12 protein-coding genes are annotated in these 13,045 nt (G+C 64.2%); 11 read left to right on the plus strand and 1 reads right to left on the minus strand.

Annotated features, from left to right (window positions below):
* The first annotated feature begins 1 nt into the window (after position 1).
* The 9 genes from tagF (at position 2) to K2U94_RS12330 (ending at position 9,238) form a co-directional block, all read left to right on the plus strand.
* Positions 2 to 703, plus strand: coding sequence for a type VI secretion system-associated protein TagF (tagF, locus tag K2U94_RS12290; RefSeq protein ID WP_243067489.1), 702 nt, complete (start codon positions 2 to 4; stop codon positions 701 to 703).
* Positions 696 to 1,484, plus strand: coding sequence for a PP2C family protein-serine/threonine phosphatase (locus K2U94_RS12295; protein ID WP_243067490.1), 789 nt, complete (start codon positions 696 to 698; stop codon positions 1,482 to 1,484). Before tagF ends, K2U94_RS12295 begins: the two co-directional genes overlap by 8 nt.
* Positions 1,481 to 3,238, plus strand: coding sequence for a serine/threonine-protein kinase (locus K2U94_RS12300; protein WP_243067491.1), 1,758 nt, complete (start codon positions 1,481 to 1,483; stop codon positions 3,236 to 3,238). Before K2U94_RS12295 ends, K2U94_RS12300 begins: the two co-directional genes overlap by 4 nt.
* Positions 3,239 to 3,292: 54 nt before the next feature.
* Positions 3,293 to 4,312: a DUF4384 domain-containing protein gene (locus K2U94_RS12305; RefSeq protein ID WP_243067492.1), complete on the plus strand. Its 1,020-nt coding sequence runs from the start codon at positions 3,293 to 3,295 to the stop codon at positions 4,310 to 4,312.
* Between the two features lie 7 nt (positions 4,313 to 4,319).
* The gene (locus tag K2U94_RS12310; RefSeq protein ID WP_243067493.1) at positions 4,320 to 5,015 is read left to right on the plus strand and encodes a DUF4384 domain-containing protein; all 696 of its coding nucleotides are present in this window, start codon (positions 4,320 to 4,322) and stop codon (positions 5,013 to 5,015) included.
* Between the two features lie 67 nt (positions 5,016 to 5,082).
* A complete protein-coding gene (locus tag K2U94_RS12315) occupies positions 5,083 to 6,189 on the plus strand; it encodes a DUF4424 family protein (protein WP_243067494.1) in 1,107 nt (368 codons plus the stop codon).
* A 77-nt stretch (positions 6,190 to 6,266) separates the two neighbouring features.
* Positions 6,267 to 7,562, plus strand: a complete 1,296-nt coding sequence (locus K2U94_RS12320) for a DUF4399 domain-containing protein (protein WP_243067495.1) — start codon at positions 6,267 to 6,269, stop codon at positions 7,560 to 7,562.
* Positions 7,563 to 7,599: 37 nt separating this feature from the next.
* Positions 7,600 to 8,028 carry a DUF4399 domain-containing protein gene (locus K2U94_RS12325; RefSeq protein ID WP_243067496.1) on the plus strand — a complete coding sequence of 143 codons (429 nt, stop codon included), beginning with the start codon at positions 7,600 to 7,602 and terminating at the stop codon, positions 8,026 to 8,028.
* A 220-nt stretch (positions 8,029 to 8,248) separates the two neighbouring features.
* Positions 8,249 to 9,238: a formylglycine-generating enzyme family protein gene (locus tag K2U94_RS12330; protein ID WP_243067497.1), complete on the plus strand. Its 990-nt coding sequence runs from the start codon at positions 8,249 to 8,251 to the stop codon at positions 9,236 to 9,238.
* An 11-nt stretch (positions 9,239 to 9,249) separates the two neighbouring features.
* Here K2U94_RS12330 and K2U94_RS12335 read toward each other — a convergent pair whose 3' ends face one another.
* Positions 9,250 to 10,692 carry a caspase family protein gene (locus K2U94_RS12335; protein WP_243067498.1) on the minus strand — a complete coding sequence of 481 codons (1,443 nt, stop codon included), beginning with the start codon at positions 10,690 to 10,692 and terminating at the stop codon, positions 9,250 to 9,252.
* Positions 10,693 to 11,153: 461 nt separating this feature from the next.
* Here K2U94_RS12335 and K2U94_RS12340 point away from each other — a divergent pair, with 461 nt between their 5' ends.
* Entirely contained in the window at positions 11,154 to 11,579 is a 426-nt protein-coding gene (locus tag K2U94_RS12340; protein ID WP_243067499.1) for a hypothetical protein, read from the plus strand.
* Between the two features lie 515 nt (positions 11,580 to 12,094).
* Positions 12,095 to 12,991: a 2Fe-2S iron-sulfur cluster-binding protein gene (locus K2U94_RS12345; RefSeq protein WP_243067500.1), complete on the plus strand. Its 897-nt coding sequence runs from the start codon at positions 12,095 to 12,097 to the stop codon at positions 12,989 to 12,991.
* Positions 12,992 to 13,045: the final 54 nt, after the last annotated feature.

Raw genomic sequence — 13,045 nt, forward strand, 5'->3', positions numbered from 1 at the left:
CATGGGCGCGGGCTGCTCGCTGTTCGGCAAGGCGCCGACGCGCCGCGATTTTTTCGCCGTGGCGACGCCGCGGTCCTTTTTGGCGGCCTGGGAGCCGTGGCTGCAGAATGCGGTCGCCGCCAGCCGTGACGCGCTGCGCGACGGCTGGATCAAAGCCTATCTGTCGGCGCCGATCTGGCGTTTCTGGCTCGGCTCCGACATTCTGGGCGCCGCCGCGATCGGCGCGATCATGCCGTCAATGGACGGGGTCGGCCGCTATTTTCCGTTGACGCTGGTCGCCTGCGCCGCAGCCGGAGAAACCTTCGATCCGCCTGAGGTCGACGCCCAGGACCAATGGTTCGAGGAGGTCGAGGATTATCTGCTCGCCACCCTCGGCATGCGCGAGCACGACGCCCTGCTCGCCGCTTTCGGCGCGGCGCCCGCCCCAAGGAGCCGCCCTAAAAAGGCGTCCTGGCCCGATGTCGCTTTCGACCCTTACGACATCGTTCGGGTCGAGACGGCCGGTCGTGCATTCGAGTCCTGTTTCACGCTGGCGCGCGGGGCCGATCCGGACCGCGCCTTTTCGTCGTCGTCCTTCTGGTGGACGATTGGCGGCGACGGCTTTTCCCCGCGGGCGTTCGCCGCGCGGCGGCTGCCGTCGCCCTTTATTTTCGCCCCCATGCTGACGGGCGAATTCGCTAGAGCGGAGGCCGGCGATGCCTGACAGGAGTGAATGGGACACGCCGTTTTCGAGCGCCGCGGCGACCCATGTAGGCCTGGTGCGCGAGAGAAATGAAGACAGCATGATCGCGCTGCCGGAGGTCGGCCTGTGGGCGGTGGCGGATGGCATGGGCGGCCATCAGGCGGGCGCCTACGCCAGCGCCTGCGTGACCGACGCCCTCGCCAAGATTGAGCCTGCGCCGGATGTCGAAGCGCTGGCGCGCGCCGGCCGCGAGCGGATCGTCGAAGCCAATGCGCAAATTTTCGCCTTTTCCCGAAAGGTCGCCGGCGGCGTCGCGGGCGCCACGGTCGCCGCGCTTTTCGCGGCCGACCGGCGCGTCGCCTGTCTCTGGTGCGGCGACAGCCGAATCTACCGGGTGCGCGACGGCGCCATCGAGCAACTCACCCACGATCACACTGAATTGCAGGAATATATCGACCGTGGCGCGCTCGCGCGCGAGGAAGCCGACCATTGGCCAAATCGCAACGTGCTGACACGCGCCATCGGTGTCGCGGAGACCCCGCAATTGGACGCCGCGTTTGGCGACCTGCGCCCCGACGACACATTCGTCGTCTGCAGCGACGGCTTGACCATCCATGTCAGCGACGCCGAAATTCAGTCCGCTCTGCGCGGACGCGCCGCGCGCGCCGGTTGCGACCATCTCGTCGAGCTGGCCTTGTCGCGCGGCGGCAAGGACAATGTCTCGGTCATCGTCGTGCAATTCAAGCCCGACGCGACGCGCCCGTCGCCGGGCCGACGCGCGGTAAGACAGGCCAGCTCATGACGAGCCTCGATCGTCCGCAGATCCGCAAGGGCCTGCAGCTTAACGGAATCTACGAGATCGACGAACCCCTGGCGGCCGGCGGCATGGGCGAGGTCTATCGCGGGCATGCCATCCAAACCGGCGATGCGGTGGCGATCAAGCTCATTCGCGAAGATCTGGCCAGCGACGAAGACGCCCTCGCGATGTTCCGCCGCGAAGCCTCGGCGCTGCACAGCATCCATCATGAGGCAATCGTTCGCTATTTCGTGTTCTCCGTCGATCCCGCGCTGAAAAGGCCCTATCTGGCGATGGAATTCGTCGAGGGCGAAGCGCTCTCCGACATCCTGCGCCGGGGTCGTTTGCCGCTGGAGGCGATTCTCGCGCTCAAGGCCCGCGTCGCCTCGGGGCTCGAATCGGCGCACCGGCGCGGCGTCGTTCATCGCGACATTTCGCCAGACAACATCATCGTCCCCGACGGCGATTTCGCCCGGGCGCGCATCATCGACTTCGGCATCGCGCGATCGGCGCGCTCGCGGGACGCGACCGTGATCGGATCGGGCTTCGCCGGGAAGCAAAATTATGTTTCGCCCGAACAGCTCGGCCTTTTCGGTGGCGAGGTCACGGCCAGATCGGACATTTATTCGTTGGGCCTTGTGCTGGCCTATGCGAGCTGCGGCCGGCCGCTCGACATGAAGGGCAGTCAGCTCGAGTTGATCGAAAAGCGTCGCGACATTCCCGATCTCTCTTGCGCCGACGCGGAATTGCGGCCTCTGCTCGAACGCATGCTCCAGCCGGATCCGGCGATGCGCCCAACGTCGATGCGCGACATTGAAATCTGGACGCCCTCGGCTCTCCCCGTCACAGCCGAAAAGACCATTGTGCGCCTGCCGCCGAAAGAGCCCGCGCCGCCCGAGACGCCCCTGCCTTTTGCGCTGCCAAAGTCGCTGGCGGGCCCCGCGCGGCCGGGAGCGGGCCGGATCGCAGCCGTCGGCGGAATCGCGGCGGCGCTGGCGCTCGGCGGTTTCCTGCTGTTCCGCGCGATCGAGCGGCATAGGCCGAATCCGCCCGAAGTCGGTGCGCATGAGCCCGAAAGCGCGCGGCAAAAAGCCGAAGCGGCGAAACAGGCGGCAGCTCCGCCCGGCCCCACGCCAAGCGAAGACCTTGCGCTCGATCGGGCGCGGGTTCTGATCGCGCGCCCTCAGCTCGGGCCTTGCGCGACGCTGGTTCCGATCGAAGTTTCGCCGGCGCGGGTTTCCCTCGCCGGCCTCGGGCTCGACGCAGCCGCCTTCCAGCGATTCGATCAAAGATTCCAGGCCTTGACCGGACGCCTGGCGGACATTTCGGTGCGCGAAGTCACGCGCGCGCAATGTCCCGCCATCGACTTTCTGGAAACGCTGCGTAAACGGGGCGCACAGGCCCCGACGATCGCATTGAAGAGCGCCGTGGTCCGCGGCGACGCCGTCTTCTCGGGAACGGTTTCGGCGTCGCCGGCGAGCGTCGAACTGCTTGTCGTCGATGACGACGGCGAAACCTATAACGCCACCAACGTGCTGCGCGGCGATGCGCCGCAAAGGCGCTTCGCCATGCGCCTGCGGCAGGACGCCGAAGTTCGGACCCGCCGTCTGTTGCTCATCGCGGTGGCCAGCGCCGCGCCCTTCACGTCCCTGCGCGCCACGACCAGATCGGCGGCGGCGGACCTGTTCGTTCAGGCGTCGCAGGAAATCGGCGCCCATCCGCAAGCGGCCGCCGCCGTCGCGGCGTTCGAAATCCAATAGCCGAACTGGCAAGGATCAATTCCCTGCGCTAAAGTCGATTGGAAAGGCGCGATCATGTCCCCCATCCACTCTTCGAGGCGGGAACAGGTCAAGGTCCGCGGTCCAGCGCGAGCAGCGCGGCGGGCGCTGCTGGTCGGCGCGAGCGGATTGGCCGCGACCTTCGCCCAAGCCGCCGCCCTTGCCGCGCCAGCGGCCCATTGGCCGCCGGGCCCCGCCGCTTCCCCCCGAGCCGCCCTTATGCTTGCCGCCGAAAGCACGTCGGCCGTCGATCAGACGCGCGGCGTCCGGGTGCGTCCGGTCGGCGCCGGAGCCGGCGGGCTGACGATCGTCCCGGCCGATGAACCGCCGGCGCAGGCAGGCGGAGGGCAGGACGGATTCACGACGCCGGTTCGGCTGGAAGCCGCTCCCGGCGCCGGAACGGCCGACGCGAAGGCGGCCAGGAGCCTGGCCGATATCGGCGCCGAGCCCATACGCATCGCCGCCCTCGATGGCCAAGCCGCCTGGTTTCCGGCGCTCCAGCGCCTGCGCCCGGTCGTGCTGGTCGACGCCAAATCCAACCCGGATCTGATTTGGGATCCGAAATCGCGGGAAGTGCTCGCCGGCCCCGACGTGGTGGCGCGCGACATTTCGGCCGCGGACCTGACCGGGGTCGTCGATCAGGCTTTGGCGATCGCATGGCTCAAGCGCCAGCAGGCGCGGGAGGTCCAGCCGATAAAACTGCTGTCGGTCGACGAATTGCATACGCGCGGCTCGCGCATCGACATCGAGATTCAGCAATTGAGGGGCCGATATCTCGTCCTGTTCGACCTTTCGGGGACCGGCGCGGCGCAGTTGCTTTATCCCCTCGGCGCGGATCCGGCGCAGCGCGCCGACCCGACCTATACCGTGACCTTCCAGGTGCGCGAACCGTTCGGCGCGGATTATGTCGTCGCCGTCACTGCCGCCAGACCGATGCCGGAACTCGAACAGACCTTGCGCGAAAGCGCGCGCCACATCGATTTGCAGGCGCTCGCCTCCGCGCTGGATGGTCTGGACCCCCACATCGGCTATGTCCGCATCTTCACTTCGCCGTGAGCGCGCCATGCGTGTGGCTCTTTCTCCTGCCTTCCTGCTTTGCGCTCTCCTCCTTGGCGCGCCGCCGATCTCAGGCGCCGCGCAAGCCCAGGAGCCGCAAGATCCGGGCGGCGCCGTCCGAGGCGTGCGCATTGACGCTTGGCCGGCGCCATCGCGCGCCCTAAATCGCCCGCAGGTGAAGGAAGCCGACGTGGCGGCGCTTCCCGCCAGTCCTCCATTGAAGAATAAAGTCGGTCTCGCTTTCGACTTCGCGCCGGCGGCGCAATTGTCGATCGGCTCGAAAATATCGTTCCGCATCCGCGCGAACAAAACGGGATATGTCGTGATCGTCGATGTTGACGCCCATGGAAAGACGTCTCAGATTTACCCTAATGCATTGTCGGCGGCAGAGGGCGAAAAGTCCGCTGAAGCGAACAGGATACAGGCCGGCGTCCCGATCGTCATTCCTGCGGCTGACTCCAAAACATATGAGTTTATCGCTTCGCCGCCGGTCGGCGTCGGCATGACCATGGCCATTTTCAGCGAGACGCCGCTGCAAGTGGTCGATCTTCCCGACGTGCCCGCGAATCTGATCGGGCGCCCGGACGAAGCGACATTTCTTGGTCAGGCGGCGCAAAGCCTGCGCTTCATTCCGACGGGAGCGAGCGACGAATTCACGGCTCCCGATCTTTCCTTCGCAGCGCAATTTTACGTGGTCCGATGAACATCCAGCGCCTCATTGTCGATTGTTCGACGCCGTGGCGGCATGAACGGGGAAACCGGAAGCGGCGATGACGGTTTGGAAAATCCATGCTTGCGGCCTCGTCCTTTGCGCGCTCGCGCAGTCATGCGCGCCGGTCAGCGCTTCCGAATCGCTCATTGAGCTGACGACGGGCGGACTCGACATCGCCAAGGCGAGCGGTTCGGCGCCTGTCGTCCTCGAGTCCGAGAACGTGGCGGTTTCCCTCGCCCGGGTCATCTTCAGATATCGAATATCGACGCCGGGACCTGCGCCGGTTCGAATCGAACTTAACTTCCGCTATCCTGACCTCGATTTTTCCGATCCCGATGCGACCTATGCCATTCCGGGATCGGACCCGATCAATTTTCTCGACGCAAAGCTGAAGATCGCCGGCGCGCCGGCCGCGATGACCTTGTCTCAAACCGCCTCGCTCGACGGCAAAAACGTCACGGCGACGCTCGCCAAGGCGCGACTGCCGCTCGTTCCGGTCGGCGATTTCGGCTCCCGACTGGCTGCCGCGCCACAGGCCTTACAAAAATCATTGCAGGCTGACGGGCTGATCAAGGAGGTGGGAACGAGCGTCGAGGGCGCGCCCTTGCTGTTCCCGACCTGGACCGTGAAGACCGAAGGCGCGTTCAGGATGACGCTCCAGCCGGCGAAGCCGGTCGATGTCGAAATCGCCTATCGGCCGAGCATTGGCGTTCGCCAGGATTCGCTGTTGCGCAAGGCCTTGCGCGACAACAAGGAACTCGCGGCGGATGCCGCGGCGCAAATAAGCACGTTCTGCAGCGAACCGGCCGTCCTCAAGGGTATCGACGCCATGGCCGGAGCTGCGGAGGCCAATGTCGCACAACTCAGGGAACGGCGCATCCGTATCCTGATGCGCGACCCGGCGGCGGCGCCCGTGCCTGCGGTCGCCTACCGGCTTTCCGTCGACAAAGGGAAAGCGTCGCGCATCGTCTCCTTCTGTGCGCAGAATTTGAACAAAACGTCGCCGACGACTTTCGTGGCGAAAATGTCCAATTTTGTTCCGAAGCCGGAATTCTACCTGCTGATCATCGAGGGCAGGACATCGCCGTCGGTCCGTCGGGCTCCGCGCCGCGCGCCGCTCAACGCGGCGCCGCCCTTCGTCGGGCGCGACGCCACGGACAGATAATTCCATTTTGCCGGCGCGCGCCTCTTGATTCGCCAGTGCCGTTGCAGTTGTATGGGCAGAATGGCTGGAGGATAGCGATGTCAGGAACTCGCGCGTTCTCTCTGTTCATCGCAGCGGCCTTACTCGCGTTGAGCTGGCTGAACGTTCAAGCTGCGGCGGCGGAACAATTTCCGCGCAAGCCGGCGCCGGAGGGCGCCAGGATCTACTTCTCAGACCTGAAAGACGGCGCCGCTGTTTCCTCGCGGTTCACGGTCCATTTCGCCGCCGAGAATATCGCGGTGGTTCCCACGGACAAGCCTGAGCCGAATTCCGGACATTTCCACATCATCATCGACAATCCACTGCCGCCCCCGGACGTTCCGATACCGAACGACCCGAATCATCTCCATTTCGGGCGCGGCCAGCAGGAGGCGGAAATCATCCTTCCGGCGGGGGACCACACCTTGCAACTGCTCATGGGCGACGAGCACCACATGCAGTTTATTCCGCCGGTGGCCTCCGAAGCCATTCATGTCCATGTCGGCGCCAGCACCGTCGAAAAGCCGCGCGTGCCCGCGCCGCCCGGCGCCAGGATCTCCTTCGTCGGCCTGGAGGACGGCGCGAAAATCCCGACCCATTCAACCGTGAAATTCGGCGCCAGCGGCGTGGTCATCGCGGCGGCCGGCAAAGCGAGCCAGGAAATTCCCGGTTCGGGCCATTTCCATCTTCTGATCGACACCGACCTGCCGCCTCTGGATCGCGAAATCCCCAGCGACCCCAACCACATCCATTTCGGGCGCGGCCAGATGGAGACGCAACTCGACCTCACGCCGGGGCCGCACACCTTGCAGCTGCTGCTCGGCGATTACGAGCACATCCCGCACGATCCGCCGATCATGTCGAAACTGATCCATGTCGTGGCGGTGGACAATGGCGCCCCCAAGACCGCGAGCGCCGCGCCGCCGCCCGGCCGGACGCCATCGCCGCCCGACGCCAGGGTCTATTTCATCTATCCGAAGAACGGCGACACCATCTATCCGCATTCGACCATACGTTTCGGTTTAAGCAATATGGGCGTGTGTCCAGCGGGGGTATACAAGCTGAACACCGGGCATCACCATCTGCTGATCGACTTGCCGACGCCGCCGCTCGACAAGCCGCTGCCGAACGAGCCGAATCTCATGCATTTCGGCCGGGGCGAAACCGAGGTGAAGCTTTCGCTCTCTCCCGGCAAGCACACGCTACAGCTGATCTTCGCCGATTACCGGCATACCCCGCACGATCCGCCGGTCATATCGCAGAGGATCGAAGTGACCGTCCTGAAGCCGGGACAGCGATTGCATCCCGTGCAATACCATCACCACCATTATCACCATCGCCATTTGCGACACTGATGGCCGGCCTCGCCGACAAATTGGGAGGGAGCGACCGATGTTCATGCGAGCTGCGATTCCGGCGGCTTTGGCGCTGATCCTCGCCGCCGTCCTTTCCGGCGCCGCGATCGCCGGCACGCCGTCGCCGCCCGGCGCGAGGGTCTATTTTCATTATCCGATCGACGGCATCCATGTGCCTCAGCGTTTCACCGTGCGCATCGGCCTCAGCGGCATGGGCGTCGCTCCGGCAGGCGTGGACAAGCCCAATACCGGCCACCACCATCTGCTGGTCGACACCAACGTCGGTGATCTCTCCAAGCCGATTCCCAATGACTACAACCACATTCATCTGGGCAACGGCCAGACGGAGGTGACTTTGACGCTTCCGCCCGGTCGTCATACGCTCCAGCTGCTGATGGGCGATTACAAGCACATCCCGCATACGCCGCCGGTCATGTCGAAAAAGATAACGATCTATGTGCGTTGAAATTCGGACCTGTTCAACAGCTTTGTGGGATCGGCGCCCCGTTTACGGTTCGGAAGCTGGAAGGCGGAGCGGCCTTCGATGGACGGCCGCCGTCGCTGCGGCGGTCGGCGCCTTTTTCGTTTTTTTCCCGCCTCCGGCTCGCGCCGCGTCCGTAAAGGAGGCGCCCACGCTCGGGACGATGCGGCGGCCACTGGCGTCGGACCGGGCGTCCGCGCCGCGAATGCTGGCCGCCAACGAAACGGTCGCGGCGGCTGAATCGCTTGAAGTTCGTTTTTGGAACGATATCAAGGATCGCGGGTCGGCGCGCGATTTCGAAATCTATCTGGAAGCTTTTCCCAACGGCCGGTTCGCCAGTGAGGCGCGCGAGCGCCTGCGCAAGTTGCAATCGGGCGCCCCCGCCGCGCCACCGTCCAAACCCGCCGAAATCGCGCCGGCGCCAGTTCCCACACCCACTCAAACCGCGCCGTCTCCTCTTCCGGCCCCGGCGCCGGCCAAATCCGCTTCTGCCGACAGGGATTGTTCGCACTGTCCGGAAATGGTCAGGATTCCCGCCGGCTCTTTCGAAATGGGCTCAAGGGAGATGTTCCCGTTCGAGGCGCCCGTTCACCGCGTCGTCATTCCATCGGCGTTCTATATCGCGAAACGGGAAATCTCGCTGGCCGAATGGGACGCTTGCGTCGCCGATAAGGGTTGCGCCTATGCCCCGGCGCAGACGGCCCCCGACCGCGCGACAATGCCGGTGACCAATCTCAGTTGGGACGACACGCAGCAATATGTCCATTGGCTTTCAAAAAAAACGGGCCGGACTTACCGGCTGCCGAGCGAGGCCGAATGGGAATACGCCGCGCGCGGCGGCGCGACGACGACCTATCCCTGGGGCGCGAAAATGGAAAGGAATCGCGTCAATTGTTCCGGTTGCAACGCCAGGCCGAGCGATGGTCCGGTTACGCCCGGCGCCTATCCTCCCAACGCATTCGGGCTTTACAACATGTTGGGCAACGCCGCCGAGTGGGTGGAGGATTGCTGGCACGATTCCTACCGTTCAGCCCCCTCGGACGGCTCCGCCTGGGTCACGCCCCGCTGCCAGGAGCGTGTCTTGCGCGGCGGCGCGTTCAACAGCGACCCGCGCTTTGTGCGTTCGGCTTCGCGTTACAAATATGATTTCGACGTGCGCTATGAAGCCAACGGATTTCGTGTCGTGCGCGAGTAAGGCGCGGCGCGTCAGGGTTGGACAGGCTCGGGGGCCGGCTTCGGCGTGACGCCGCCGGCGGTTTCGCGGACTTCCGACTGACCGCCCGCGCGCTGCAGTCGTTGCGCAGCGATGCGCTCCACCTGCTTGCGAACGAGATCGCGAATTTCGGCATCGAGCCGGTCCGCCTCGGCGCCCGCCGCTTTCTCGCGGTGCAAAATCAATTGATGCAGCCGGTAACGCTCCGCAGCGATCTCCAACTCTTGGCGTTCCTGACGATTCTTTTCGGCGAGACGCTCGACTTCGCTGCGAACGGCGGTGGCGTCCGCGGCGCTCGCCGGCGCCGGCTGCGCTTTGCCCAAACGCTCCTTGATCAGGCGTTCAACCGCCTCGCGGTCCGCCTCGCGCCGCGTTGCCTGCTCCTGCAAAGCCCGCCGTTCGACTTCCTCTCTCGCCTGGCGCAAGGCGTCGAGGCGCTTTTGTTCCTGGTCGGCCTTTTCCTGCTGCGCCTTTTGCAGCGCCCTGGCCTGGTCTTCGCTTTGTTGCAGCAGGCGCTGGTCGCGCTCAAGCTCGATTTTGGCGAAAATCTCAAGTTTGCGCCGCGCTTCGGGGATATGCGAGGATTGCGGATAGCTCTGAATGAACCGCTCGAAATCCGCCGCCTGGGTGGAATCGGCAATGCGCGACCACGCTTGCGCGTCCGACGTGATGGGGTTGAGGTAGAAGTCGCCGATGAGGGAAATGGAAACCTCCGGCCGCTGCCGGCCATTGGTCTGCTCATAGACATCCTGCGTCACGCGCCGGAAAAGCGTGGCGATCTCGAGATCCGGTTCGGCGAGGCGGTGGATGAAAGCGTCGGTGAACGGGCTGTTGTGGTCCGTTCCGTCCTGGGCGGTGTGGTTGGGAGAGGTCGCATAAGCGATCACGAATCCTTCGGAAGCATCGATTCGCGCCAGCCCGCGGTCCTGGATCGAACGGGTGACTCCGGCAAAGCGCCTGTCCAGCGGATTGTCGCGACAAGTGTCGAGCATCACGATCTTGACGCCGGGAACGCGGTCGAACGCCTCCATGACATGGGGCATTTCGATCGCCCGAAATTGCAGGTCGACCTGGTCGCGCACCTCGATGTCGACGGGAAGAATATAATTCTGCTGCTGGTACGCGACTCCGTGGCCGGCGTAATAGAACAGCGCCGCTGAAGCCCCCGCCGCCTTGCGCGCGAATTCAGCCAGGGCCTTGTCAAAGCCGTCCTTGGTCAAATCCGTGCGCAGGATGACCTCGAAGCCGACCTTACGCAAAGCCCGCGCCATATCTTCGGCGTCGTTGGTTGGATTGACGAGGCGATTGATGGATTTGTAATTGCCATTGCCGACGACGAGAGCGACTCGCTGCTCATCCGCCCAAGCGATGGCCACGCCAACGACCCCGGCGACAAAACTCGCAATGATGATCCCGAAAAAGTACCTGGGCTTCATGACGATACGCACCCAACGGTCGGGACCGGCCAGACCCAATAACATAGGATTACGTCGAACAATCTGCAACTTCTGTCTTTTTTCGGTAGCGTCTCAGTTTGAAACATAAAAAGTTTGAAGGCTGAATAGCCCCGAGTTTTCTAGACGCCTTCGGATCTCGTTTTCTGCTGGCGTCGGACCGCCCAAACGCGGCATATGCGCGCGGGCTGCAACCGAGCGCTTGATCCTGCGTTGATGTTTCGCGTTGCCTCCCCGCCGATGCGCCGGTCTCACGATTTCAAACCATGAGCCGCCCCAATGCCTCCGCTTTCCCGTCGCAAATGGACCGTCTTTCGTCCGCGCGGCCGCATCCTGGCGCCGGTCGGCGGACGAGGGCCTCTATCGCAACCTGGTCGAACGCGACCGCATCCGGCAGGCGGCTTGAAGCGTCCGCCGTCAACGCCTTGCAAGGGAGCAAATCGATGGTCAAAGCCAAAGTCGTCGTTCGCGACCTGGATCGGTCCAAACCCTTTCACGAGCTGGATTTCGAACTGCCCGAAATCCCGGCGATCGGCAGCTATCTCTCTATCCGGCGGCCCGATGCGGCCCCTCCCTTCGGCGAGGATTTCGTCGTGCACGCCGTCTGGTGGCGGCTTTCCCATCCCGCGGCCGGCGCGGAGGGCGGCGGCGCGGCGGAGGGCGGAAAATTGCAGGAAATCCTCATCGAATGCGGTCCGGCGACCAGCCCCTATTCATCCGATGAATGGTTGCGCTGGGCGGATGGGGCGCGTGCGCGGGGTCTTTGCGTGCCCGCTATCGGCGCCGGGCGCCGCGCGATTCGCGATGGCGAGCCGGAACCCGACGCCACCATCCCGCTCGAAGAGCTGAACGCGTCGAACGACGAGTAATGGCTCGGGCGGCGGCTCACGGCCCAACTCCGGCGCGCGGCGCGGCTTTCTCGCGGCCCGAACGTCTCCTTACGGAAAGCGCCATGCGACCAAGCCGGGGAAGGTTTCCTATCAGCATCTCCGTCACCGGATCGAATCCTGCAACAGAAGGCTTGCGGCGTTGCGCCGCGAGCAGATGAGGGGGAAAGTTGCCGCGCGCATTGTCGTTCCGGCGCGTTTTTCTTCCCGCCTCGTCGGGCGCGCAACCGCCAGGCTCAAGTTAGACTGGCGTCAATATTAGAGCGATCGGCGCCAATTTTTTACTCACGTGGCCCGTCCCATTTGACACGTCGCATGTTCGGTTCGCCCTCAGCTTTGTCGCGATCTTTTCACCTTTGCGTGGATTTGCACAAATTGTCCTTGCGGAGTAGCGTCATTTTGGATCGGACACCCGGGAAATATTCAGTCGCGGCGGGAACAAGTCTTGCTCGCGGGCAGTAGAAGCAATCCCGCTTCAAAAACCCGAGGGCATGTTGATGGCCAACATCACCTTCTCATCGCCGTCCCTATCGCGCGACGTGACGGTTTACGCCGTGGCGGGCGATCGTGGCACCATTCTCGCCGTCGCCAAAGCCAACAAAATCCCGATTCCCTTCGACTGCCAGGACGGCGAATGCGGCTCCTGTCTCGTCGAAGTCGAAATCCTGAGCGAAAAGCGTCCCTATGGCATTGCCTTGACCGAAAAGGAAAAGGAAGCGCTGCGCCAGCTCGGCAAGATCACCAGGGAAGAAGTCGCCAACGCCGAAGTCAACGACATGCCGCCGCGCTATCGGTTGGCCTGCCAGTGCTTCGTCCGCAACGAGGACATTCTGGTGAAATTCGCCGGCGACGAGACGATTCCCGCCCAGCCGCCGCACCTTTCCACCGCCGCCAAGATCTATACGGGCGGGATGGAGATCAGTTCCGCCGACCACTTCCTCGCCCATGCGATCAAGGTCGAGGAAGACGCCGCCACCCATTTCGACGGCCTCGCCGCGTCGATGGAATTGTGTGGCAACGCCGAGGTCGGCAAGCTGTTCCGCCAGCTCGCCGGCTATTCCCGCCTGCATCTTAAGCAGGCCAAGGAGCGCGCCAAGGGCAAGGACCTCACCGCGCAGATCCCGCCGGATTACGTCTGGCCCGAGCACGCCACGCCGGAACGCACCTCGCTGCTCGCCGGCGACGCCGATGTGTCGCGTCTCGACGCCCTGCGCGCGGCGCTCTCCGGCGAGAAGCGCGGCTACGAATTCTATTACGCCGTCAGCGGAACCTCGAAAATCCCCGAGGTCGTCGCGCTGGCCAAGGAATTCGTCAAGGAAGAGGCCGAGCACGTCAAGATTCTCGAAGCCTGGATCGCCCGCGAGGAATGGCTGGCGACCAAGCACGCGGTCTAATCGCCGCGCGCCATGGATCATTGGAAATGAGCCATGGCGTGCGCGCCGACCAGC

The organism is Candidatus Rhodoblastus alkanivorans (assembly GCF_022760755.1).
Classification (GTDB): Bacteria; Pseudomonadota; Alphaproteobacteria; order Rhizobiales; family Beijerinckiaceae; genus Rhodoblastus; species Rhodoblastus alkanivorans.